This is a genomic window from Zarconia sp. (assembly GCF_057467645.1).
On the sequence record NZ_JBRJXU010000006.1, the window covers coordinates 68,274 to 93,611 of the forward strand.

At 49.5% G+C, this 25,338-nt stretch carries 17 protein-coding genes; 9 read left to right on the plus strand and 8 right to left on the minus strand.

Annotation, left to right across the window (positions count from 1 at the left end; all coding sequences use genetic code 11):
• Positions 1 to 5 precede the first annotated feature (5 nt).
• The 3 genes from AC2215_RS00560 to AC2215_RS00570 all read right to left on the minus strand — a co-directional run bounded on the left by AC2215_RS00560 (position 6) and on the right by AC2215_RS00570 (position 1,711).
• Positions 6 to 488 (minus strand): OmpA family protein, encoded by a 483-nt coding sequence (locus AC2215_RS00560; protein WP_486807993.1) that lies wholly within the window; start codon positions 486 to 488, stop codon positions 6 to 8.
• Positions 489 to 536: 48 nt separating this feature from the next.
• Positions 537 to 1,420, minus strand: a protein-coding gene (locus AC2215_RS00565; RefSeq protein ID WP_486807994.1) for an IS630 family transposase whose coding sequence is annotated in 2 segments (ribosomal slippage) — positions 537 to 1,091 and positions 1,094 to 1,420 — 882 coding nt in all. Because the reading frame shifts where the segments join, the coding sequence is not laid out codon by codon here.
• Between the two features lie 48 nt (positions 1,421 to 1,468).
• Complete coding sequence (locus AC2215_RS00570; RefSeq protein ID WP_486807995.1) at positions 1,469 to 1,711, minus strand: hypothetical protein; 243 nt, start codon at positions 1,709 to 1,711, stop codon at positions 1,469 to 1,471.
• 889 nt (positions 1,712 to 2,600) lie between these two features.
• Between AC2215_RS00570 and AC2215_RS00575 the strand changes: the two genes are divergently transcribed.
• From AC2215_RS00575 to AC2215_RS00590, 4 genes are all read left to right on the plus strand, one after another.
• Positions 2,601 to 5,132 carry an endonuclease MutS2 gene (locus AC2215_RS00575; protein ID WP_486807996.1) on the plus strand — a complete coding sequence of 844 codons (2,532 nt, stop codon included), beginning with the start codon at positions 2,601 to 2,603 and terminating at the stop codon, positions 5,130 to 5,132.
• A 33-nt stretch (positions 5,133 to 5,165) separates the two neighbouring features.
• Positions 5,166 to 5,822: a hypothetical protein gene (locus AC2215_RS00580; RefSeq protein WP_486807997.1), complete on the plus strand. Its 657-nt coding sequence runs from the start codon at positions 5,166 to 5,168 to the stop codon at positions 5,820 to 5,822.
• A 295-nt stretch (positions 5,823 to 6,117) separates the two neighbouring features.
• Entirely contained in the window at positions 6,118 to 6,567 is a 450-nt protein-coding gene (locus AC2215_RS00585) for a DUF4347 domain-containing protein (protein WP_486807998.1), read from the plus strand.
• 609 nt (positions 6,568 to 7,176) lie between these two features.
• On the plus strand, positions 7,177 to 11,556 hold the full coding sequence (locus AC2215_RS00590) for a hypothetical protein (protein WP_486807999.1): 4,380 nt from the start codon (positions 7,177 to 7,179) through the stop codon (positions 11,554 to 11,556).
• 535 nt (positions 11,557 to 12,091) lie between these two features.
• Here AC2215_RS00590 and AC2215_RS00595 read toward each other — a convergent pair.
• Positions 12,092 to 12,280 (minus strand): hypothetical protein, encoded by a 189-nt coding sequence (locus tag AC2215_RS00595; RefSeq protein WP_486808000.1) that lies wholly within the window; start codon positions 12,278 to 12,280, stop codon positions 12,092 to 12,094.
• A gap of 444 nt (positions 12,281 to 12,724) precedes the next feature.
• A complete protein-coding gene (locus tag AC2215_RS00600) occupies positions 12,725 to 14,404 on the minus strand; it encodes a protein kinase domain-containing protein (protein ID WP_486808001.1) in 1,680 nt (559 codons plus the stop codon).
• 385 nt (positions 14,405 to 14,789) lie between these two features.
• Here AC2215_RS00600 and pheT point away from each other — a divergent pair, with 385 nt between their 5' ends.
• The 3 genes from pheT (at position 14,790) to AC2215_RS00615 (ending at position 19,639) form a co-directional block, all read left to right on the plus strand.
• Entirely contained in the window at positions 14,790 to 17,213 is a 2,424-nt protein-coding gene (pheT, locus tag AC2215_RS00605) for a phenylalanine--tRNA ligase subunit beta (RefSeq protein ID WP_486808002.1), read from the plus strand.
• Positions 17,214 to 18,277: 1,064 nt separating this feature from the next.
• Positions 18,278 to 18,532 carry a hypothetical protein gene (locus AC2215_RS00610; RefSeq protein ID WP_486808003.1) on the plus strand — a complete coding sequence of 85 codons (255 nt, stop codon included), beginning with the start codon at positions 18,278 to 18,280 and terminating at the stop codon, positions 18,530 to 18,532.
• 132 nt (positions 18,533 to 18,664) lie between these two features.
• Positions 18,665 to 19,639, plus strand: a complete 975-nt coding sequence (locus AC2215_RS00615) for a cysteine synthase A (protein ID WP_486808004.1) — start codon at positions 18,665 to 18,667, stop codon at positions 19,637 to 19,639.
• A 106-nt stretch (positions 19,640 to 19,745) separates the two neighbouring features.
• On the opposite strand, the gene psaK is transcribed toward AC2215_RS00615, so the two are convergent.
• Positions 19,746 to 19,988: a photosystem I reaction center subunit PsaK gene (gene psaK, locus AC2215_RS00620; RefSeq protein WP_486808005.1), complete on the minus strand. Its 243-nt coding sequence runs from the start codon at positions 19,986 to 19,988 to the stop codon at positions 19,746 to 19,748.
• 707 nt (positions 19,989 to 20,695) lie between these two features.
• On the opposite strand from psaK, the gene AC2215_RS00625 reads away from it, so the two are divergent.
• Both AC2215_RS00625 and dapB read left to right on the plus strand, forming a co-directional pair.
• Complete coding sequence (locus AC2215_RS00625) at positions 20,696 to 21,679, plus strand: hypothetical protein (protein ID WP_486808006.1); 984 nt, start codon at positions 20,696 to 20,698, stop codon at positions 21,677 to 21,679.
• A 119-nt stretch (positions 21,680 to 21,798) separates the two neighbouring features.
• Positions 21,799 to 22,626 (plus strand): 4-hydroxy-tetrahydrodipicolinate reductase, encoded by an 828-nt coding sequence (gene dapB / locus AC2215_RS00630; RefSeq protein ID WP_486808007.1) that lies wholly within the window; start codon positions 21,799 to 21,801, stop codon positions 22,624 to 22,626.
• Between the two features lie 202 nt (positions 22,627 to 22,828).
• Here dapB and AC2215_RS00635 read toward each other — a convergent pair whose 3' ends face one another.
• Together AC2215_RS00635 and AC2215_RS00640 are read right to left on the minus strand one after the other, a co-directional pair.
• Complete coding sequence (locus AC2215_RS00635) at positions 22,829 to 24,001, minus strand: type II secretion system F family protein (RefSeq protein WP_486808008.1); 1,173 nt, start codon at positions 23,999 to 24,001, stop codon at positions 22,829 to 22,831.
• A gap of 141 nt (positions 24,002 to 24,142) precedes the next feature.
• A complete protein-coding gene (locus tag AC2215_RS00640) occupies positions 24,143 to 25,264 on the minus strand; it encodes a type IV pilus twitching motility protein PilT (RefSeq protein ID WP_486808009.1) in 1,122 nt (373 codons plus the stop codon).
• Positions 25,265 to 25,338 lie beyond the last annotated feature (74 nt).

A 25,338-nucleotide genomic window follows, 5' to 3' on the forward strand; every position in this document is an offset into this window, starting at 1 on the left:
CGTACTTACATAGATGGAGCTTCATTAGGTGCGTAGCCAAACTCGTTACGGTACACAACCACATCAACTCGACGATCGTACCACCAATCATCATCGGGATCGCGAAGTTCAGACAGGGCTTCCATAGAGCCTAGGGGAGTAGGAAGTTCATTGCCTATCGGCTCGCTTAATGTCTTGTGCTGCCCTGCACAAGATTCAACGACAAAGTTACATGATTCATCCCCAGATGCTCGCGTCCCATTACGCAGTTGATCCAATACACGATTGGCGCGCTCCTCAGATAGAGCAAGATTTAAATCCTGAGGAATCTCTCCTCGTGGATGCTGCCATCGAGGACTAGCATGACCTGTAATCTCAAATCGCAGACGATAGTCAGGATATTGCTGTTTGAATTTATCAATACGTTTAATCAAATTGTTGATAATGTCATTTGCCTCAGCACTCAGAGCATCATTTCCAGTATCGAAGAAAATTTGAGTGTCAAACAAAACTCGCCATTCTCCGGTTTCTCTCCGCCCCGGTGGTGGGATATAGCGCTACGCGCATACGTTAGGACACTGCATGAAAGCCGCATCTACACAATCTCTAACCGTCTCATATTCTTTGAATTTCTGCCTCATCAATGTCTTTAAAACCCCCCACCAATTTTCAATTTTATTTAAGTCTGGGGAATAAGGGGGCAGATACCAGATTTCGCAGCCCGCTGCTTCTACCAGTTCTTGAATCATCACTCCATGATGAAACGTGGCATTATCAATAATAATGATATCTCCAGGCTTTAATTGAGGAATCAAGCAATTTGCTAGCCAGGCCTCAAATAAGTCTCGATTACAGGAGCCTTCAAACGTGAGTGGAGCCAACAATGTTTTATCTTTGAGGGCAGTAATCCAACTGATTCTTTCAGTTCTCTTTCCCGATTTTAGTGCGTAGCATCTTTCTCCCTTGGGACTATAACCATATGGGTAATCTTCTCGATTATCAAACCCTGACTCATCGACATATACTAGCCTCTCGGGTTCAATCTCGTTTAATCTTCTTTTGAATTCTTCTCGCTTGTCTTCATCTCTTTCCTGATAGCCATACGTTTTTTTTTACGAGTGATTCCTAGTTGTTTCAAGACATAGCTGACATTTTGTTGAGTCAAGCCTTCTCCCCACAGCTCAGCTATTTGTTTTTGAGTTTTATCTTTGTTCTGTACGATAAACTGACGAAACTTCTCACGGTCTTGGAGCTTAGGAACTTGTCCCCCCGTTCCCAGTACACTAGGGCGAACACTCCCCGTTTCTTGGAGTCTTTTCAGCCACAGGTCTAAAGTATTTCTGCTGATTTTATAGAAACGACAGACCTGGCTTTTCTTCTCTCCTCTTTGAACGGCGTCAATCGCTTTACGGCGTAAGTCATTACTGTAGGCAGCTGGCATGATTTGATTTGAACATTGAGAGCTAAGTCATCTTACCATCGTCCTAACCTAAGCGCGTAGCGCTATAATTGCCTCTGCTGCGGTTTCCTCCTCCTCTTGACGCTGTATCGGGGGTGCGCCGTAGAAACTCAACCCTGTATAGTTCCCCAGATTTGCCGATGCTGCCGGGTCCGTTTCTAACTGCACGTTCGCAGTCTCCTGAGTCGGGAACGGGCGCGGTTCCATCTTGTTCCAGGTGCGCTGGACGGGGGTTTGCGAGGATTGGCGGGAAATCTTGCTATATTGTTTCATCGGCTGACTCAGTGAAACTGTCGAGTTTGAGTCGATCGTGACCGGCTCGATCGCTCTTCAAATCCGATTTGTCACCTATTCTTATATGGCGATTCCCAGGATGGCAATAGGTCGATCGAACAAATTAACCATTGGGCGATCGTCTATTGAAAAACCGCGTAGATTTACTGAGTTAAAATGCGCTCGAATTGTGGAGAAATTCAGTAAATACTAGGAAGTAGTCGAGCAATCGAAATAAATATCTGTAAATTCAAGGAGAAACGATGTCGAATTTGCCGATCGAACCAAAACTGATAACAGGGAGCAGAATTGTTGGGTGAAATCGTGGCGATCGATCGCTCTCCGGCAATCTCCAATCCACCGTTGCCCACCTCACGTGGTGTTGGTTGGCTCCTACATTTATTACCAAACTGCCCACCCTACACTACAAATCTGTACTCACAAAAGAATAATTTTGTAAACCCCAGTCAAAACGCTGACTAAAAAACTTATGTTTTGAGACGAATCGCATTTTGAAGGGAAGGGCGATCGATTTAACGATAGATTAGGGTTTTAAGCGGTGTAATAGAGCGATGTAGCTACAAGATTAAACCCAACCATGTCGTATTAATTGACAAAATCCTACCATGGCGGTGTAACCCTTGTAAACTCGTGACGAAATTGGCAGAAAAATCGAGCAAAATTTTGAGGAGAACCGGCGCAATGATTTAAATATTTTATTGAATGCGATCGAGTATCGGAGCCATTAGCAACAACCAACGATACGTTGTTCCCCATTCCCCATTCCCCACACCCCATTCCCCACACCCTATTCCCCATTCCCCGTTCCCCGTTCCCTAAAAATGTTAAAATTACACAAACAATACAAACATACTTCATACAACCAGTTTTGATACAAGCGGAAACCCTAGAACTCCTAGAATGGCAGCGTTTGTGCCAGCACCTCTCCACCTTTTCTGCCACTAAGTTGGGCAGGGTTGCCGCGCAGCACCTGCAAATCCCCACCACCCCCGATCGCAGCCTCGAATTGCTCGCCCAAACGCGGGAAACCTACGGCCTGGAAACCGATGCCAATAACAGCCTGTCGTTTGAGGGCATTTGCGATATCGGCGAATCCTTAGAACGCGCCGAATTACAGGGCATTCTCTCCGGGGAAGAATTACTCAACGTCGCCACCACCCTCACCGGGGCGCGGCAGTTGCGCCGCACCGTCGACGATCGCGAAGAACTGCCCGTCCTCCAAGCCTTAGTCGAATCCCTGCGCACCTATCCCGAACTCGATCGCGAAATCCACCGCTGCATCGACGAACGCGGGAAAGTCACCGATCGCGCCCGTCCGGAATTGGGAGAAATTCGCCAGCAGCTCAAAGGCGTTCGCGATCGCATCTACCAAATTCTCCAACAAATCATGCAGCGCCAAGCCAATGCCCTGCAAGATCGAGTAATTACCAAACGGGGCGATCGCTTCGTCATCCCCGTGAAAGCCGATCGCCAGGATGCCATTCGCGGCATCGTCCACGACACCTCCACCACCGGGGCAACCCTCTACATCGAACCCCACGCCATCGTCGAGCAAAACAACAAACTGCGGCAACTCCAGCGTCGGGAAGAAGCGATCGAAGAGACCGTGCGTCGGGAACTCACCGAGCAAATTGCCGAAGTGCGCGAAGACTTGGAACGATTGCTGGCGATCGTCACCACCCTGGATTTAGCCACCGCCCGCGCCCGCTACAGTTTGTGGCTGGAAGCCAATCCCCCCCGATTTATCGCCATCGATGGGGAAACCCCCGCCTCTCCCATCACCCTGCGCCAACTGCGCCATCCTCTTCTGGTGTGGCAGCACAAGCACGAACAGGGCACCGAAGTCGTTCCCGTGAATCTCACCATCGCCCCCCACATCCGGGTGGTGACGATTACCGGCCCCAATACCGGGGGGAAAACCGTGACCCTGAAAACCTTGGGCTTAGCGGTGTTGATGGCGAAAGTGGGACTATTCGTTCCCGCCCGAGAACCGGTAGAATTGCCCTGGTTTTCCCAAGTTCTGGCGGATATCGGCGATGAGCAATCCCTAGAGCAAAGTCTCTCCACATTTTCCGGACATATCCGCCGCATAAGCCGGATTTTAGATGCGCTGGAGGAAGATTTACCCGTACCGGCAGAACCCCCAACTCCAGAATTGGAGGAATCGATCGAAGAGGGTGAATCCACATCTTCTCCCGTAGAAACCCCAGTAGAAACCCCAGTAGAACTCCCAGTACAGCCCTTTCTCCCCCTGGTACTTTTCGACGAAGTGGGGGCGGGAACCGATCCCACCGAAGGTAGCGCCCTCGCCATTGCTTTACTAAATTATCTCGCCGATCGCGCCGGACTCACGATCGCCACTACCCACTTCGGGGAACTCAAAGCGCTCAAATACGAAGACGATCGATTTGAAAACGCTTCGGTGGAATTCGACGACGTCAGTTTATCCCCCACCTATCGCTTGTTGTGGGGAATTCCAGGGCGATCGAACGCCCTCACCATCGCCCGACGATTGGGGTTAACTTCTGAAGTGGTCGATCGTGCCGAAACCTACGTTGCACCCGGGGGTAACAGCGATGTCAACCAAGTGATTTCCGGATTGGAAGCCCAACGCCGCCAACAGGAAACCAAAGCCCAAGAAGCCGCCCAACTCGTTGCCCAAGCGGAACAACTCAATCGAGAAATTGCCGAGAAAGCCGCTTGGTTGAAACAACGGGAACAGCAACTCAAACAAGAACAGGAAAAAGCCGTCCAACAAGCCATTTCCCAAGCCAAAGGGGAAATTGCCAAAGTCATCCGCGATTTGCAACAAGGTTCGGCAACGGCACAGGATGCCCAGAAAGCCACCGTTGCCGTCGAGAAAATCGCCAACCGCAAACTGCCCTCCCGCAGTGCCCCCCCGAAACCCAAACCCGGATTTCGCCCGAAAATTGGCGATCGCATCCGCATTCCCAGCCTGGGGCAAACCGCCGAAGTCCTCAGTCAACCGGATAAAGATGGAGAACTCGCCGTGCGGTTCGGCATCATGAAAATGACGGTAAAACTGACTGATATCGAATCTCTCGACGGCAAAAAACCCGAACTTCCCCCTAGCAAACCGCCTAAATCCTCACCCGCATCCAAACCCGCAGCTGCAACCTCTGTACCTCTAGTGCAGACCTCCCAAAATACCGTGGATTTGCGCGGCAGCCGGATTTCCGATGCGGAAGTGCAACTCGAAAATGCGATCGGCAAAGCGGTTCCCATCGGCGGGGCGCTATGGATTATTCACGGCAAAGGAACGGGAAGGTTGCGCCAAGGAGTCCAGGAGTTTTTGCAGCGTTCTCCCCATATCGATCGCTACGAACTCGCCCAGGATAAGAATGGCGGGGCTGGCGTGACGATCGCCTATTTGAAGTGAGACGGAACTCGAGGTTTTGTTTGAGGCGTTCTAATGGGAATCTTCAAAAAATTGAAGCCACTGCAAATTGTGGGTCTCTTTCTGGCATTTGTCGCGATCGCTGGACTGTTCTATTGGTTCTTTGTTGAGGGATATTTACCGGGGATTTTTCCCTTTGCATTGGCATACGCCACTGTCACTAGCGTGCTTTTCATCCTGTTGCTCTTTATCGCTTGGTACCTATGGCCGATCCTGGCGATGGCGCTTCTCGTCTTGGGGGTTTTAGCATTGTCTACCCGCCGGCGCATCTATCGTCGTGCGTGTCTGGCGATCGGGATACTACCGTGTTTGGCAGTTGCACTTTTACCCGCCTCGATATATTTTGACCCCGGATCGAGTTTGGTTGTCGAACCCTGGGGACAACAATATCGTCTTGTGTTTGCCGGTCCCACTATCGATCCAGACTACGGTGATTTTATCGTGTTTCAATGCGATCGCGCAGGCATCTTTTGCCGTCGAGTTCACAGCTTTTACGGACACAGTACCGAAGCTGACAAGCTGAAATTAACCTACAATTCCCAGCGCGATCGATTTATCGTCAGCTATGGCAGTCTCGATACATTCCGATACGTTCGATCGCGGGATGAAGAATTATGTTCGCAAGAAGATACCAATGGCTGGTCCGAGTCGACTTGTATTCTCGATCGATAATCTTCTCTCAAGAGAGAGCGCGACTGCCAAGTTCGGTACAATACCACGATCGGTCCGCGAACACCACCGCAAAATCCGCAAAATGCAGTCAGCGCCCGAGATCCGCACACCTACTGAGGCGATCGCACTTCGATCGCGATTGTAATGGACGTATGGGGTGTTGCACGTGAATGTCTTTGTTAAGTCTGTGTAATGTCTGCGTGCGAATGTCTTTTCGCCAGTGGGGTGTGAAGTTGGTGTTTTGCGAGTGGGTCCGATTGCGCGTTTTCATCCCATGTTGAGTCAGATGAGGACAATGTCTAAGTTTTCATTGCCAGTTCTCGATTCCAAAGTTCCAGCAACGGCATCCGCGAATACTCTCGCGTTCGTTGATGCAGCAGTCGATCTCTGCCCGGCCCGAATTGCGGACATCACCGGGGATGGAAATGCGATCGTACTCGAACCCACAAAAGATGGAGTCGTACAAATTACAACCACCTTAGCTCGCTATCGAAATCTCGACAAACTACACATTCTATCTTTGGGTGCCCCTGAAGGTCTTTATCTGGGCAACAGCCTCCTCAGTCCGAACACCCTACACAGCTACATACATCCGCTGATGAATTGGACCGATAGCCTCAAACCCAATGCCGCTATTTTTCTTTATAGCTATAACCATTACAGCTGTAATGTATTTAGCCGCTTAGGGATCGAATTGGCCTCTAAATTAAGCCATCTCACTGGAGTCCGTGTAGCCGTCGCTTAACCTTCAATCGATAAATCGATCGGTTTATTTATCGTTATCGACCGATAAATTTTCATCCTTCACGATTTCTTTGATTGCTTATTCATATGCCACCCCAAATACTGTCACAGACTTCTTTGAATTAATTTATATCGAATGTTAAAAAATCTGCAAAAAATGCCGAATAAAAATACAAATTAATTTGGAAACAAAGATAACCTGCTCCTCGTCAAAAACCCCTAGCTCACCCAAAAAATAATTGTTTAGATCGCCAAATTTTGGGTAATTTTATTGAGCCACTCGCAAAAAAATGACAACTTCGAGAATTCAGTTCTATTTTTCTCGAATGTAAAAAGTTGTCAAATCTTCCGTACTTGCACGAATAAAAATTAACGATCGAATTTGAGCCAATTGATAAAGATTAGGTGAAATTTTTACCGACTTGCACTGAGAGAGTCGTCATCGATCGTTGAAATCGCTTAAATTAGCTCTAGTTTGGTAGCGATATGGCTCCTTAAACCAGGGCTAGAATCAGGTGCATCTCAAATCTTGACCATCATCAATTTTTGAGACCCCTTGACGATGAACATAAATCTCAGAACATTCCGCAATCTATACGAAAATACTACCATGCAAGAATCTTCTAGAAATACTTTCAACTCCAATAGTGTAGATTCAGATGTTCTAAATATTGACAACTCCGGTATTTTTGAAGAACAAGAATATCTAGAACTCAACCCAGATGTAGCTGCCGCTGTGGAAGCGGGAGAAACCACTGCCACAGAGCATTTTTTGACGTTGGGCTTGCGAGAAAATCGTCGGTTTAGTCGTTTATTTGACGCACAGTTCTATCTTGAAGCGCATGCCGACGTAGCTACTGTCGTTGCAGCAGGAGCCACCACCGCCACCGAGCACTTTTTCAAGTTTGGCATCCAGGAAGAACGCTCTTTCAATGCCCTCTTCGATCGCCAATTTTATCTCAAAAGCCACTCGGATATTGCTGCAGCGGTTTCCGCTGGGGTGACGACGGCAACGCAACATTTTTTTGAGTTTGGGATTCAAGAAGAACGTTCGTTTAACGCTTTCTTCGATCGCCAATATTACCTTGAGAATCACTCGGATATTGCCGCCGCCGTTTCTGCGGGTGCGACCACCGCAGCGGAGCATTTCTTTGAGTTTGGGATTCAAGAAGAACGCTCTTTCAACGTGCTATTCGATCGCCAATATTACTTGAGCGCTCACCCCGATGTCGCCGCCGTCGTCGCCGCCGGATTCACCACCGCCGAGGAGCATTTCTTTGAATTTGGGGTTAAAGAAGAGCGTTCGTTCAATGCTTTCTTCGATCGCCAATATTACCTTCAGAGTCATTCAGACATTGCCGCCGCCGTTTCTGCGGGTACGACAACCGCCACTCAACATTTCTTTGAATTTGGCATCAAAGAAGAACGCTCTTTCAACGCGCTATTCGATCGTCAACATTACTTGAGCGCTCACCCCGATGTGGCTGCCGTCGTCGCCGCCGGATTCACCACCGCCGAGGAACACTTCTTTGAATTTGGGGTTAAAGAAGAGCGTTCGTTCAATGCTTTCTTCGATCGGCAATTTTACCTCAATGCCAACCCCGATGTTGCCGCCGCCGTTGCTGCCGGTGTGACGACCGCAACGGAGCATTTCTTTGAGTTTGGCATTCAAGAAGAACGCTCCTTTACCAGCTTATTCAACAGTCAGTTTTATCTCAATGCCAATCCCGATGTTGCCGCTGCTGTTTCCGCTGGCGTGACAACGGCAACGGAGCACTTCTTTGAGTTTGGCATTCGGGAGAATCGCAACTTTACCAGCTTCATCAGTGCGATTCTCAATCCCGAGGCTTTCACCCAAGCCTATTCCACGGATATTGCCAACTTCTTAAACGTGGAGAACGCTTCTCAACTGAGCGATCGAGACGTTGTTGAGAGCATCTTCGATAATAGCGCGCCGGCGATCGACATTGAGTACGTGCGGACGCGGTATGCTGTCGAACTCGAAAGCTTCTACGGATTTGCCGTTGCCGAACTCAGCGACGAACAGGTGAATGCCTATGCGCTCGAACAAGGACGGCAAGAGGGATTGACCCTATCGGCATTAGATATCGATCGCTATCGGGTAGAGTTCGCCGAGCGCCTGACGGCATTCTATCAAGTGAGCAGCGTCGATCGCCTCACCATCGAGCAAGTTCGAGACTTCATGGTGGGTGAAGGTTTGAATCGAGGCATCGACATCACCGGCTTTGTAGACGTTGCCTACTATCGCAGCACCTATCAAGCCGCACTTTCCCATCGATTTGGAGTGGAATTTAGCGATCGCCAGGTCGTGGATTTCGTCTTCGGCGATGCCGCGCCTTATCTCGACGAAGAGTACTACAAGTCCATCTACGGCAACATCTTAACGGCAGAGGGAGTGCGCGTTGCCGACTTGAGCAGCGAACAACTCCAAGTTTACGTTTTTACCGAAGGCTGGAACCCCGATTTCCAACTCTCTGCGGTTAATATCGAAGGCTATCGATTGCAGTATGCCACTCAACTGTCGCTGTTCTACTTCGGTACTGGCGGCAATATGGGTGGTGAAGACGGGGGAAGCACAACCCAAGTCGATATTTCAGAACTCACCGATAAGCAGATTATCGAGTTCATGTTCGACGAAGGCTTGAAACAGGGACTTTCTCCATTGGGATTCGTGGAGATTACCGAAATTCGCCAACTGTTTGCCGCCGAACTGACCCAATTCTACAGCGTGACCAATGTTGCCGAACTCAGCGATAACCTGGTCTTAGATTTCCTCTTCGGTGGCGTTGCCGAAAAAATTGACTACGAATTCTATCGCACGACCTACGAAAGCGAATTGGTAGCTCAATTTGGCATTTCCATCGAACAAATTAGCGAAACGCAAATTCTCGACCATGTTTATCAGGTGGGACTCGTTGGCGGATTCAACCTATCCCCGATCGATTTTGATGGGTATATCGAACGCTACAGCACCCAAATCGCCAGCCACTTCAGTATCAGCATCGAAGAAGTCAGCGAACTGAGCATCGAGAAAATTCGCGGATTTATCTTCGGTGTCGGTTTTGAGCAGGGTTTGAGCCTAACGGGGTTGGTAGAAGCCTCCTACATTCGATCGACTTATGCCGCTGCGATCGCCTCTTCCTTTGACGTTACTGTAGAAGCGGTAACCGCCAGTTTCAGCGACGAACAAATTACCCAATGGTTTGCCACCGAGTTTCAATCGATCGATCTCGAATACGTTCGTTACGAAGTTGCTCAACTCGCGGTTGAAGAACGGACGGCATTATTCACCGCATTGGGATTCACCGTCGATGCCAATACGGTACTCACCGCGCAACAGATTGTTGAGATTGCCTACAGTTCCGAGTTCAAGGCAATTTTGGAAGTTGAATCGGCCAGAACGATCGCGATCGATATTGAAGGCTATCTAGCGAAGTACGCCGAAGAGGTGGATGAGTACCTCGGCGGTCATTCAGGGATGACTGGAATGACCGGCGGTTCCCGCATGACTGGCGATTCCCGCATGACCGGTGGTTCCCGCATGACTGGCATGACTGGCGATTCCCGCATGACCGGTGGTTCCCGTATGACTGGCATGACAGGCGGTTCTCGCATGACCGGTGGTTCCCGCATGACTGGCATGACAGGCGGTTCTCGCATGACCGGTGGTTCTCGCATGTCCGGCATGTCTGGAATGACAGGCGGTTCTCGCATGACTGGCGGTTCTCGCATGTCCGGCATGTCTGGAATGACAGGCGGTTCTCGCATGACAGGCGGTTCTCGCATGACTGGCATGTCTGGAATGACCGGCATGACCGGTGGTGGCGGCAGCCAGAGTAACCCCGACACAACCGACAATATCGATACCTCCCAATACACCGACAAAGAAATTATCAAATTCATGTTTGGTAAGGGATGGAAGAAAGGTCTCAACCCCCTCGAATTCGTCGAAATCGATTACCTGCGTCAAACCTTCGAGTACGAACTCAGCGTCCACTACGAAGTGGAAAGCGTCTTGGCACTCAGTGATGAGTTGGTTGTCGACTTCGTCTTCGGTGGCGTATCCCAAGAACTGGACTTCGAGTACTATCGCGCCACCTACGAACAGGAACTGATTCGCGAGTACGCCACTTCGATCGAAAATATCACCCATACCCAAATTCTCGACCACGTTTACACCGTCGGCATCGAGTCGGACTTCGACTTATCCCCCATCGATATCGACAGCTACGCAGCGCAATATGAAGTGGAAATTGCTCGCCACTTCAGCATCGAAATCGAAGAGGTTCGGGAACTCAGCTTCGTCGAAATCAAAGAATTTGCCTTTGGTGCGGGACTCGAATTGGAACTTGATGTCGCCTCCTTTGTCGATATCGAGTACTATCAGGCGAATTTCTCAGCTGAAGTCCTCTCGAACTATCGCGCCCAGAACGTCTATAATGTCGAGACTGACGGCGCGATCGACTTCTTGCTCGAAGGGGGTTTGGTGCAAGGGACCAATCTATCGCGAACGGTGGATTTCGAGTGGTACCGCCAAACCTACGCAGCTGCACTGGTTTCCGATGCTGCCGACATCGATACCGACGGTAACGGCGCGATCGATAATGGAGAGCTTTTCGACTACATTACCGGTATCGGATTGGAGAAAGGTCAAAGTCCCTCGCCGATTATCGATTTGGAAGGCTATCGTGCGGTGGGTTCGGCTTCGGCGCAAGACTTACTGCTGTTCTACAATGCCACGGACATCAGCCAAGTGACCTACGAACAAACCTTGGAATATATGTTCGGTGTGGGTCTCGAAGCGGGACATACCCCCTCGGCGGCGATCGATTTAGAAGCCTTCCGCAGCGCCAACTCTCAAGCCATTGTCGCTCATTTCGGTGTCAGTTCCGTACAGGAGGTGACGACAACCCAAACCTTCAGCTATTTCTTTGGTGCGGGATACGAAGTCGGCGCCGCACTGATATAAGAAAGGATGCAAGCATTTGGGCAATTTCTGCGGAGTGAAACTCAATTGAGTCAAACTCGATCTAGAAGGTCCAAATGCTTCTTCCTGTGGGAGTTTACTCCGAACAAACGTGCAAATAGCAACGGTAGCAGTGACATACTCCCGACGCTCCCCTAGCGGGAGAGCGCGGGCTTCTTACCAACTCCACCCAACGGTTCGGATGCTCGGTAAGCTTTATTGACGACACGGGATGCCCCTCCGCACCGGTTCTTTTCTTGAATTTGTTTGAGTTAACAGGTGGCGGTTAGCACTTATTGGTCTTACCTGCTTTGGATATTATATCCGACCTGCCATTCATCCCGACGCTCATTTGATGCGACGCGGAATCAAAGATTCCTTGAACCGTCGCCAAATAGAGCGCGGGGCTGCTGGCAGGCTAGCTCATGGGAAATGCGATTGTTTCAAAACATCATTCGATCGCGTTTCTCACACTCTCCCCAGGTTTCCCCTGTTGCCTAAACCCAAAATGCGAGAGGAAAGCGGAATTAGCGGGAACTCACGAACCCATGGCAGGTCGAATAGGTAAAGCTGCGATCGCCGGACAATAGTAACCCGCGATTTCCTTGGCGATCGCATTTTCCGTCCCGGTGCACTCGAGATGACAAAGCAAAATCACAGTGATTCGATCGTCAATAAAGCGAGTCATATTACTGGCCAATCTTAAAATCAAATCGTTGGAAGACACAATTCCTTTTATTTTCGTAATTTTGTCGAAATATGGACACCAAAAAATATTTTTTTCTAGGTCATTAAATCTAGGATGAATTCGTCTATCGACTTTCAATATAGTATTAATATCTTTAGTTTTTTTATTTAAATATAAGTGATGTAAATCGATATCGATAACATCGAGACTTATTCGATCGATTGAATTGATAAGAATATAAAGGTAGTAGATGACAACCTGAAACCAACACAATTTAGATTCAAACAGATATTCAGTCGAGCGATTTACATGACCAATTACACTGCAAAACACAATGCGAAATCTGAAGTTGAGAGGATAGCAATTCACACCATTACAAACTTTCTCGAGAATTCCAACGTGTTGAAGCTCGAGAGAATCCAATTAAAATAACGAGCGAGAGGATTGACACAAAAGTGCTTTGAAAAACTTCGGGACATCCCATCATGCAAAAAGCGATCGCTTTCCATTCGGCATCACCGTACGCCAATTCGTCTTTGCCATGGCCAACTGAGTTGCAGAAACCTTTGCATTGGTTAAATTAGCCCCACATAAGTTCGCCCCGCGCAAATTGGCATGGGTGAGGTAAGCATTGGTTAAATTGGCCCCTCGCAAATCCGCACCAGATAAATTCGAGTAACTCAGATAGGCATTACTCAAATTTGCCCCGCGACAGACCGCATAACTCATCCCCGCAGAACTCAGATCGGCTTTGTGTAAATTTGCCCCCTTCAGATTGGTACGAACGAGCTTACTCCCGTAAAAATTCACCTGGGGAAGGGCGATATGCTGCAAGTCGAAGCCACTCAGATCGCAATCGGCAAAATCCCGTTCTCCTTTCGAGTAGGATGTTTTTAAGGTTTGCGGCGTGAGTTTCCCCGACGAACTGGTGGGAGTGCGATCGGTCACGCTCGTGTATTGAAGTGCCGTGGAGGTTGAAATCGTGCGCTTTGCAGTCCAACTCACACTGCGACTCGAACTCACCGAATCGCCTCCCGTATCTCCAGAGATATCGCGATAACTGGGTTTAGCCGGTGGCATTTCCACCGTTGCTGAATTCATCGGGTTCGGGGGCATCTGGGGGCGAGAAAATCCATTCCCCGCCGCAAGGGTGCCGTAATCGGCTTCTTCAAATCCATCAGACTCCCTGGGATTCGACTCGCTCAGATTGGCAAAGGTGAGTTCTGCCTCCGTGTCTTCATTTGAAGCAGTATCGGAAGAGGGTTCTCGATTCAAATCCGCCAGAACTTGCACCGCAGACTGGTAGCGATAGTGAAGTAGTGGCTTGAGCATTTTGTCGAGAATCTGGGTCAAGTGGGGACTGATACAAACGCGATCGTGCCACAGAATCTCGCCATTACCGGGATCGCAATCCAAGCGGCGGGGGGACTGTCCGATGAGCAAGTACAAACAGGTTGCCCCCAGGGCGTAAATATCGCTGGCATAGACAGGTTTCATCGCCATTTGCTCCCGTGGGGCAAAACCGGGGGTTCCGATGGCAAAAGACGTATTGGGGGTCATCGTTTCGCTATCGAGGAGCAATCCCGTTTGACTCACCTCGTCTTTGACGGCCCCAAAGTCAATTAATACGAGTCGATTATCGAGACGACGGCGAATAATATTCGCCGGTTTGATATCTCGGTGAATCACTTCATTTTGCTGAAGGTACTGCAACAGTTGCAAAACTTCATCTAATACGGCTTTAACTTGTGCTTCGCTAAAGCATCCGTATCGTTTAACTTCTTGTTTTAGGGTTAAACCTTGAACGTATTCTTGAACTAAATAAAATCGGTTATCGATTTCAAAATAATCGAGCAGACTCGGCAATTGAGGATGATTACCTATTTTTCCGAGGGTTGCGGCTTCTCGGCGAAATAACGTGCGCGCACGTTCTAAAACTCGACCATCGCTAGATGCCAAACGCAATTGTTTGATGGCGCAGGTTGGATTTCCGGGCAGTAAGGCATTTTCAGCTAAAAAAGTCGCCCCAAATCCACCTTTACCGATCGCTTTAAGCACTCGGTAGCGATCGGCCAGCAATAAGGAAGAACCACAGGAGAGGCACTCTTGAGTCCCCTCTGGATTTTTCGGATTGGAGCAGTCAGGATTGATGCAGTAACTCATGCAATTTTACTCAAGAGGTTGTTAGGATTTCGCCGTCGAATCGGTTAGAAGTCGGGGAAGACAATAGCTGTTGTCTTTTTATTTTGATTAAATGAGATTGGATATTTTTTTTGTTGTCGCGGATACAAGCTGACGTCAATCTCTAATATTAGTATCTCTAAAAAATGGAGAGCGTGACGAGGGGGAAACCTCGAATAAATGAAGTCAGATTCATCGAATCGAATGAGAAATCGATCGGTAAATGTACTGAAAATCAGAGTACTTCTAACCGCCGCCGTCGAGACTCCTCAGACTCAACAAGATTCGGGATTGCCAGTGCCGGGAACTCACCCCCTCGGGGGGTAGAATAGATAGGCTGAAGATCGAACATAAGCGAAGTGACATCGTGCGTATCTCTCTGAATTGGCTGCGGGAACTTGTAGACCTCGAACTGTCTCCGGAAGAATTAGCTCACCTGCTAACAATGGCAGGATTTGAAGTGGAAGACATCGAAGATCGTCGCACTTGGGCGGATGGTGTGGTTTTGGGGAAAATTGTCGAGTGCGAACCCCATCCCAATGCTAACAAGTTGCGGGTCTGTCAGGTGGATGTGGGCGGTGATTCTCCCTTGAATATCGTTTGTGGTGCGCCCAACGCCCGCGCGGGTATCTACGTCCCTGTAGCGACGGTGGGAACCTATCTACCGCAAATCGATCTCAAAATCAAACCGGCAAAGCTGCGGGGCGTACCCTCCTCGGGTATGATTTGCTCCCTCGCGGAAGTGGGACTGGCAAAGGAATCGGAAGGAATTCATATCTTCGAGTTAGATAACCCGCAATTAGGAAGCGACGTGCGTCCGTTGCTGGGGTTAGAGGATGTAGTGCTCGACTTGACGGCGACGGCGAACCGCGCAGATGCCCTGAGTATGGTGGGGGTAGCGCGGGAAGTAGCCGCCCTGACAGGGGGCGCGTTGCATTTACCGGAGGTGAAACCATCCGACATCGCCTCTGGAGAGAATTTAAGTGTTGAGATCGCCGAAACCATTGCCTGTCCGGCGTATATCGCCACCACCATTGAAGGGATTAAAATCGCGCCATCGCCCGATTGGTTGCAGCAACGCCTAGAAGCCGCCGGAGTGCGCCCGATTAATAATGTGGTGGATATCACCAACTACGTGATGCTCGAATGGGGGCAACCGCTTCACGCTTTCGATCGCGATCGCCTGCAACAGGTGACTGGAGACGAGAACCTCACTGTCGGGGTGCGGTTTGCCAAGGAGGAGGAAACCCTCACCACCCTCGATGGCGAAGAACGCCAATTGCAAGCACAAACTCTACTCATTACCGCCAACGATCGTGCCGTGGCTTTAGCGGGGGTGATGGGAGGCGAAGAAACAGAAGTTCACGATGGCACCGAGAACTTAATGCTCGAAGCGGCATTGTTCGATCCGCCTACCATTCGCCGTTCGGCACGCAGCCAAACCTTGCGCACGGAAGCTTCATCCCGCTACGAACGAGGGGTGAATTTTGCCGAATTGGAAGTGGCGGCTGCCCGTGCGATCGCCTTAATTGCAGAACTGGCCGGGGGAACGCCCGCAGCGCAAGAGATGGCAGACGCGCGCCCGGAACTGTCTGCATCGATCGAACTACGACTCGATCGGGTTGCAGAAGTCCTCGGACAGGTGAAACTCGAAGACACCGTCGGCGAGATTCCCCCCGATCGCATCCAGGGCATTCTCGTGGATTTGGGGTTTGAAGTCACCCCCAACAGCGATCGGGTGTGGATGGTGAAAGTACCCCCCTATCGCGCTCGCGACATCGAACGGGAAATCGACTTAATTGAAGAAATTGCCCGCGTTTACGGCTACGATAACTTCTGCGATACCCTCCCGAGTCAGCATACCCTGGGTCATCTCTCTTCGGAATCCGCCCTGACTCGCCAACTTCGGCAAGCGTTCCGGGCTGCGGGATTGACGGAGTTGATTCATTATTCCCTCGTCAAGCCGGGAGAGGAGAATCAAATCGAACTGGCAAACCCGTTATTTGCAGAATACTCGGCTTTGCGTACAGAGTTGCTGCCAGCCCTGATCGATGCCTTCGAGTACAATCTCCAGAATGGAAATGGGGCGCTCAATGGCTTTGAAATCGGGCGCGCCTTTGCCAAAAAGGGAGAAGCGTTGGTGGAATGGGATGCGATCGCCGGAATTCTCGGTGGCGATCCCACGGAAGGTCATTGGACGAACTCCGGGAAAACCCAGAGTATGGGGTGGTTCGAGGCTAAGGGAATTCTGGAGAGTATTTTCACGGAATTGGGAATCGAAGTGCAGTACCGCCCCGACAGCAGCGACGAGCGCTTGCATCCCGGACGGACGGCCGCCCTATGGCTGCGAGGACGGCAGTTAGGTCGGTTCGGACAGTTGCATCCTCGGTTGCGCCAGCAGCGGGAGTTACCCGACGAGGTCTATGCCTTCGAATTGGACTTGGCACTATTGCTCGAGGCTTTGGGACAGCCGACGGTTCAAGTCCCCCGCTTCGCCACTTTCTCAACTTTTCCGGCGTCCGATCGCGATTTAGCCTTTTTTGCACCTATTTCGGTTCCCGTTGCCGATCTGGAAAAGGTGATGACAAAGGCGGGCGGCAAGTTGCTCGAATCGGTGGAAATTTTTGATGAATATCGGGGGGACAGCGTTCCCGACGAACAGCGCAGTTTGGCGTTTCGATTAATGTACCGAGCTAGCGATCGGACCCTCACGGATAAGGAAGTGGATACCGCTCATCAGAAAGTCCGAGAAGCACTCTCGAAAAAATTTAAGGTCAGTCTCCGGAGTTAAATTCTGACCCGCTATAGATTCAAATCAAGCCCGATCGCATCTCGATCGGGCTTATTTTGTCTCAATTTGAAAATTGTAGTGGATCTACGGAGAGACATTTACAGATCGAACGAGTATCGATGAGGCGATCGGAATTCAGCAGAATAACGGATGTCAAACCCAATACTATTAAATAATAATAAATAAAAGGAGTATTAGGGTGTGTAGGTTAAATAGCTTATGTTTTTTGAGAGATTTAAAATTTCGCAGTATTATTATCGTGCAATTGTATTTTGTCGAGATAAAATCTCGTATTTTAAATTGCAATATCCCATAGTAATACATTCATTGGCAACCTTTATATTCGAGCCTTTTGGTGATTTGTTTCCTTCATCCTCGAGCGCCCGAAATAGTCAGCAAAATATACTCGAACTCATGACCCAGTCATTTCATCCTAACCATAATTCAAAGAAGGTGAGTTACGCCAGGTAGCAACGAAAGTTGGATATTGTTAGGAATCTAAAAAATCATGGGGAGACGAAACCGCAGAGCCATCGAGATTTTAGCTGTGACGGCGGTACTCAACAGCGTTATCTATGTCGACTCCAACCCTGCCGATAGCTCTGAAACCATCGTTAAGTACTTACGCTCTAACTCAATCCAACAATGCGCAGCATGTCAATTTCCGGGCCTAGAACGAGCGATCGTTCCGGGTGCGACGCGAGGAGAAAGAAGGCGGTAAATCAGTCAATCAGGCATCGATCCTTTACTCCTGGATTGGAAGCACACATCTCGTAACCCATTCGTCTTGAATCTAAAAGCTTAATATATAGCGTTTCTCCAATGGATGAGGTCCGGAAGATCCCCCGCGCATCCACGGCAGTCGTTCTACTTGGGGAAACCCCTCTGGCGACGCTGCCTCCCCTTCATAAGGGGGGACTTGAGATTTAAAATCAGCCCTCACTGATTTGAGAACCGCTATAATCTTTAGAAATTATTTACCCTGAATCGATACCGTAAAGCGACAGCGTATTGAAAATTGCGAAAAAATTTTCAGTTGCCGCATCCATTCAGGGAGTGATTTCATGAGTCATCCGATATCTGAATCGCAGCCGCCAGAAAGTCAGATTGGTGATGGTAAGGGCATACTCAGCTGGCTAGGGGTTTTTGCACTAATTTATCTGCTGATTGTCGCAGTTTCCACGATCGGAACGGGTTTTAAGGCTGCGACTGGCGATCGAGTCGAAGAACTTTTTGCCTTTGCGACTAACCCGTTTCTCGATCCGATCGTCAGTACGGTTGCCACAGCCTTAATTCAATTTTTGCAGGATGAATGTTGAGCACAAACCGCTATAAGTTGAGTCTGTACTCGGCAATCGCACCCAAGCCGAGGTAACAGTCTGATACCTTGCTGCTTCAGTTTTCCCCCACACTGATAAGCTGATTAGATGGCAGGGTAAATAGATTGAAACATGAATATTAAAAATGGTTTTGTGGGTACGGTTGGTAATACCCCCCTCATTCGACTCAACAGTTTTAGCGATGAAACGGGTTGTGAAATTCTTGGCAAAGCAGAGTTCCTCAACCCTGGTGGTTCCGTTAAAGATCGGGCAGCACTCTACATTATTGAAGATGCCCAAAAACAAGGCTTGCTCAAACCGGGGGGAACTGTCGTTGAAGGAACAGCCGGGAATACAGGCATTGGACTGACCCATATCTGTAATGCCAAAGGTTACAAATGCCTGATTATCATCCCCGAAACCCAGTCCCAGGAGAAAATGGATGCTCTGCGCACCCTCGGGGCCGAAGTGCGTCCCGTCCCTGCCGTTCCCTACAAAAATCCGAATAACTACGTCAAACTCTCCGGGAGACTGGCTGCAGAAATGGAGAACGCCATCTGGGCCAACCAATTCGATAACCTCGCCAACCGGCAAGCTCACTACGAAACTACCGGTCCGGAAATGTGGCAGCAAACAGAGGGTAAAATCGACGCCTGGGTATCGGCGACGGGAACGGGGGGAACTTATGCCGGAGTCGCAATGTTTCTCAAAGAAAAAAATCCCGACATTCAGTGCGTAGTGGCCGATCCTATGGGTAGCGGACTCTACAGCTACGTTAAAACCGGCAAAATCGAGACTGAGGGCAGTTCCATCACAGAAGGCATTGGGAACAGCCGTATCACAGGAAATATGGAAGGTGCCCCAATTGACGATGCCATTCGGATCGACGATCGAGAGTGTTTGCGGGTTATTTACCAACTTCTGCGCCAGGATGGTTTATTTATGGGCGGTTCTGTTGGTATTAACGTCGGTGCTGCGGTCGCCCTCGCCAAGAAGATGGGTCCCGGACATACGATCGTCACAATTCTATGCGATAGTGGTTCGCGCTACCAATCTCGCCTTTACGATTCTCAATGGCTGACTTCGAAGGGACTTTCCGTTGAGTAATCTCTCACATCAAACCTCAAGTTGGCAATGTTAGGAGGCACTTCTAAAGACTTAAACCTCGAAAAGTGCCTCTTCATTCAACTCTGAGTCGAGCGGTCAATTTGACTTAGAGCGCGCCGGAACTCGCCAAGCCGAGAATCATACCAATTCCCAAAACGTGACCGAAGCTGGTGGTTGCCAAAAGAGCTGGGAAACCCATACCGCCAAACATTTCGGACATCGGCAATGCGGGACCTTCACTGGGATATTTAATCGTGGCTTTACCAATGGCGATCGCCACAACATTGCAAAGAATCATTACCAATGCAACCTTGGGACTCCAAGGAACGCTAGAAGGAAAAGCGGCCATAAGGGTAGCGTGTAATGTTAAGGAAGTCAATTTATGTTTTCCTCTCTCGATAAAGCTTTTACAACAGGTTGATACGCATTTGAATTCAAATGTTAACTTTAATTCTTATCAATATTCTTCCCGTTTTTATTTAATTTGTTGCAGGAATTAACATTGTTGTAAAGTTTTGATACGCAACTGCGTTCTGAGATTCACCTCTCCATGGAAAAAGTCTGAATTTTTCTGCAGATTACCGTGGAGAACCACGATCTGTGGGAGATCGTTTCTCGATTAAGCCAGCATCCTCCGAATGAGTCGATTCGCGCACTGGGGTGATGATGCGATCGAATAACCGATCGTGGGAAGCTCGACGCGCGAGACCCGTGTTGTGACTCTTCCGGGTACAATACTCACCTGTAAAACGACTCGAGCGACGAACTAGGGTCGCCACCCCGATCTCGCGGTCAGTTAGAATGCCTTGGGCGATTGCCCTTGACTAACAAAAACAGAGAAATTGTGTAAACATTTCGGATAACCATCGATTGGGGTTGCATTTAGTACAATAGGCAGACTGGGTAGCCATCATTCCGAACGATAGCTACTTGCTCGGGGAGATCGAAAAACTCCGCAACGTTTCTACAACCTAACGGGTCGATCTCGCCTAACCGTGCAGCGTCTTCTAACATGTTCCGTAGTCTAAGGATGTGTCTCCGCCCTTAGGAGGTTTTATGAGTTCCTCTTCTAATCCATTGTCTGAATCCCCAAAGTTACCCAACCCCTCTTCGTCTAAGGTGAATTCCCTCGAAGGGTCTTCTGCTTCTAACCCTGATGAGGCAGGCATTCAAAACGTTTCTCCCCAAGGAGAAGCCCAGGGCAGCGATGTCACTCCCACCCCGACCGTACCCGATCGGCAACAACCCATTCCACCCCCAAGCGAACCGAGGCAATACCGCGCCATCGGAGTCGTTCGCGGTCAGTACGCCCCCTCGGCCGAGCAAATCACGCGCGGTGCCTTGATGACCAGTAGCGATGGGACTCCTATCGATGCAGTCCTTCTCGGTCGCGTGATGAGTTTAGTGAAAAATCACGTTGACTTGCAGCAAAGTCACCTGTGGGTAGTGTATCCGCGCACCGGTCAGCACGATGGCAACTTACACGTTCAAATTGTTGGCGTTTGGGAACCGGAAACCCTCAGCGAAGAGTACAAGCAGCAGAATGCAACGGCCGACGATGGTGAGTCTTCCTCCTCTACATCCGAACCGTTGCCAGTTTCTTCGACAGAAGTTGACGATAACTATTTCTCCATTCGCGGTGAGGTCATTTTTTACGCCCAGGATAAAGAGTACGTGGTCGTAAAAATCAAGCAATCTCCCCGCAAAGGCGATACTCGACCCAAATTTTTCAAGTTAAAACTCAAGGGCAATTTACCTGGAAAAGCTGTCGGACATTTTTGGGAGTTCCACGTGCAGCGTGAGGGCAACGATCTGGCAATCCAGGAAAGCCACAACATGGGGGCACTACCGATCAAACGCAGGTTCAATAAAAAGCCTTACGGCAAAGGTCGTCCAGGTGGTGGAGGCTACAAACGAGGTCGGGGACCCGCACCCGGATCCAGAGGACCCAGATCCTATTCGGATTCTCCCAAATCCTATTCGGATTCTCCCAAATCCTCAAAACCCAAGCCCAAACCGATTAAACCTTCGCAAAAATAAAGCTCAACAATAAACGCCAACCCGGCCAATTTGGTCCGTAATTGTGACACCTTCTCTCTTGCGACGGGAGCCCCGGGGGTGTCACAATTTCTAATGGAGTCCAAAGGTGTTTCTCAATTATGGCTAGCCAAGATCCGATCCCCGTGGTGATTAACGGAGCAACTGGAAAGATGGGTTGCGAAGTGGTAAAAGCCGTGGCAGCCGCCGAGGACATGATGCTTTTGGGGGCGGTCGATCTCAACCCGGAGCACATCGGTCAAGATATTGGTGAAGTTGCCGGTTGCGGACCTTTGGAGGTTCCGGTGCTCAGCGAGTTGCAAAGCACTTTGGTGATGGCAACCCAAGAAAAGCAGCAAGGGGTGATGGTCGATTTTACCCATCCCCAGTCAGTCTACGATAATGTCAGATCGGCGATCGCCTATGGTATTCGACCAGTGGTCGGGACGACTGGGTTGAGTCCAGAGCAAATTCAGGATTTAGCTGAGTTTGCCGAAAAAGCTAGCACGGGTTGTCTAATTATTCCCAACTTTTCCATTGGTATGGTGCTCTTGCAGCAGGCAGCCATTCGAGCCTCCCAATATTTCGATCATGTCGAAATTATCGAACTCCATCACAACCAAAAAGCTGATGCTCCCAGCGGCACGGCAATTAAAACCGCTCAAATGCTCGCGGAGTTGGGTAAAACCTTCAATCCTCCCCAGGTGGAAGAAACGGAAGAAATCCAAGGAGCAAGGGGTGGTTGGGCCGATCGCAACATTCCCATCCATAGCATTCGCTTACCGGGTTTAATTGCCCATCAAGAAGTCATTTTTGGTGCCCCAGGTCAGATTTATACCCTGCGCCACGATACAAGCGATCGCGCCTGTTATATGCCGGGGGTACTGCTCTCGATTCGTAAGGTGACGCAGCTTAAATCATTGGTTTACGGGCTCGAAAAAATTCTGTAGTTCGATTCCTCGAACGTCAATGTGATGCAAAAGGGGGCGAAAATCGATGCCCCCTCTGAGTCCATTTACGTTTTAAACGGTTTTGGCAAATTGTTCAATTTGGCTCTAACCAATTTGCTCTATGACTTTCTCGCGAAATGCCTCGCTGATGCTTCCACCGGTTTGGATGGGGTCTCGGGCATATTTCGATGACGATGACCTTCTAGCCAATCTGATCCATCACTGCGAACATGGGGAGGTACATCGACAGTAGAATCGAACCCACCATGCCACCAATCACCACGATCATCAACGGTTCGAGCATACTGGTGAGAGCTTTAATGGCTTGTTCCACCTCATCTTCGTAGAACTGTCCCACCTTAATGAGCATTTGGTCGAGTTCCCCGGTTTCTTCCCCAATAGACATCATTTGTACCGCTAGGGCCGGCATCACCCCTTTCTCCCGGAATGCCTCGCTGATGCTACCCCCGGTTTGGATTTGGTCTCTAGCATACTCGATCGCATCGGCAATCACTTCATTTCCGGCAGTATCGCGCACGATTTCCATGGCGTTCAAAATCGGTACCCCAGAACGGGTCAGGGTTCCAAACACGTTGCAAAAACTCGCCACCGCCGACTTTTCAATCAAGTCACCAAAAATCGGGGCTTTGAGTAACATTGCATCAATTTGGAAGCGTCCTGCGGGGGTTTGATAGTATTGCTTGATGGCAAAAGCAATCCCGATAATAACGCCGATGAACATGACGATGACGAAGTTCTGTTCTTCGATCCAGCTATCTGCGTTGGGATTATCCGCTGGTAGGAAAGGACCGCGCAAAATATAACTGATATTCATCATAAACTGGGTAAAAGCCGGAAGTTCTGCTCCCAGTTGATCGAAAATATCGGCGAAGATGGGTAGCAAAAATACCGTCATCCCCACAAAAATTACCACTGCGATAAAACCCACAGTTTGGGGATAAGCCATAGCTGACTTCAATTCGTTCTGAATTTTGGCCATCTTTTCGAGCAGCATGGCCAGACGGTTGAGCACTTCATCGAGTACCCCCCCAACCTCCCCCGCAGCCACCATACTCACATAGAGCTTATCGAAACATTTGGGATGCTTGGTCATGGCATTGGCCAACCCTCCCCCTTCTTCGACCTCTCCTCTAATTTCAGAGAGGGCTTTTCTCAGTCTTGGATTACTGCACTGTTCGTTCAACACGCTCAAACATCTCAGCATTCCCACCCCAGCATTGAACATTGCGGCAAATTGGCGGGAAAAAATGGCTTTATCTTTGACCGTAACACTGGAGATAGCAACCTGAATGGTCTCTTCAATATTACTCAGGTCGAAGCCCTTGGATTCTTTTTTTGATGCGGCATTAGCCATAATACATTCGGGATTGTTGACAATTCAGGGGTAGAAATGGAACTCATCTAGCGTTTCGATCGCTAGATGAGTCGGGTTGGCAATCATTTCCATTTCAGCTGAGGGTCGCATTTCCGGTAGGGACTCAGCTTTACCCAAATTCTAACGCGCCTTCGCCGGTCGTTTACCTCCAGCACCGGGTTTACCGCCTGCCTTAATCTTCGGATCGATCAATCGATCGAGTTCGTCGGGTTTAGAACTCTTACCCACCGCATCCTCGTATGTAATTTTCCCTTCGTTCACCAATCGGGCAAGGCACATTTCCATGGTTTGCATGCCAACTTTGGCTCCCATCTGGATGGAAGAGTAGATTTGACTGGTTTTTCCTTCCCGAATCAGGTTGCCGATGGCTGGGGTATTCACCAGAATTTCTTGCGCCGCACATCGACCGCCACCGACTTTTTTCACGAGGTTTTGGCTACAAATGCCGACCAAAGAAATTGACATTTGGGCGCGGATTTGAGGCTGCTGAATAGGGGGGAACACGTCCAACATCCGGTCGATGGTTCCCGATGCGGAGTTGGTGTGTAGGGTGCCAAACACGAGGTGACCGGTTTCAGCGGCAGAAATCGCGAGAGAAATCGTTTCTAAGTCCCGCATTTCCCCCACCAGAATGATATCGGGGTCTTCTCGCAATGCCGCCTTGAGGGCGTTTCCAAAACTTTTGGTATCTTCACCTTTCTGACGCTGGTGGAACAAACTCTTGATATTGGGAAACACGTATTCGATCGGGTCTTCCACCGTGAGGATATGTTCGGCGCGCGTCCGGTTGATCAAATCGAGCACTGCCGCGAGGGTCGTCGTTTTCCCCGAGCCGGTTTGACCGGTAATGAGCACCATTCCCCGAGGTCGCATCGCCATTTCGCGCATGATTTCGGGAACGCCAAGTTTCTCGAAATTGGGAATTTGAGAGGCTAACGCTCGCAAACAAGCGGCAAAACAACCCCGCTCTCGATACACGTTTACCCGAAAGCGCGATAGACCTTTAACCCCATAGGCGCAATCTAACTCCCAGTTTTGTTCGAGGTCTTTGCGTTGGTTGTTGTTGAGCATACTGAAAATCAAGCGCTGGCACTCGTCCGGCGCGAGACTTTCCCCAAATTGAGGTTGTGGAGAGAGTTTGCCACTGACGCGGAAGTAAATTGGAGCGCCAGCTTGGATGTGCATATCGGACCCCCCCTGCTCGACAAGGGACTCCATCACATCTTCGATCATGTAATCCATTAATTTCCTTCCTTTTAATGACGATCGAGCTTTTGAATTGAGAGAAGCTTAGATTCAGAGAAGTTTGGATCGCT

Bases quoted from the DNA above. Each gene is read 5' to 3' on its own strand.
- AC2215_RS00640 (WP_486808009.1), bottom strand. From the start codon at position 25,264: ATGGATTACATGATCGAAGATGTGATGGAGTCCCTTGTCGAGCAGGGG.
- AC2215_RS00585 (WP_486807998.1), top strand. From the start codon at position 6,118: ATGTCTAAGTTTTCATTGCCAGTTCTCGATTCCAAAGTTCCAGCAACG.
- AC2215_RS00625 (WP_486808006.1), top strand. From the start codon at position 20,696: ATGAGTTCCTCTTCTAATCCATTGTCTGAATCCCCAAAGTTACCCAAC.
- AC2215_RS00580 (WP_486807997.1), top strand. From the start codon at position 5,166: ATGGGAATCTTCAAAAAATTGAAGCCACTGCAAATTGTGGGTCTCTTT.
- AC2215_RS00600 (WP_486808001.1), bottom strand. From the start codon at position 14,404: ATGAGTTACTGCATCAATCCTGACTGCTCCAATCCGAAAAATCCAGAG.
- AC2215_RS00570 (WP_486807995.1), bottom strand. From the start codon at position 1,711: ATGAAACAATATAGCAAGATTTCCCGCCAATCCTCGCAAACCCCCGTC.
- AC2215_RS00635 (WP_486808008.1), bottom strand. From the start codon at position 24,001: ATGGCTAATGCCGCATCAAAAAAAGAATCCAAGGGCTTCGACCTGAGT.
- psaK (WP_486808005.1), bottom strand. From the start codon at position 19,988: ATGGCCGCTTTTCCTTCTAGCGTTCCTTGGAGTCCCAAGGTTGCATTG.
- AC2215_RS00615 (WP_486808004.1), top strand. From the start codon at position 18,665: ATGAATATTAAAAATGGTTTTGTGGGTACGGTTGGTAATACCCCCCTC.
- dapB (WP_486808007.1), top strand. From the start codon at position 21,799: ATGGCTAGCCAAGATCCGATCCCCGTGGTGATTAACGGAGCAACTGGA.
- AC2215_RS00610 (WP_486808003.1), top strand. From the start codon at position 18,278: ATGAGTCATCCGATATCTGAATCGCAGCCGCCAGAAAGTCAGATTGGT.
- AC2215_RS00590 (WP_486807999.1), top strand. From the start codon at position 7,177: ATGCAAGAATCTTCTAGAAATACTTTCAACTCCAATAGTGTAGATTCA.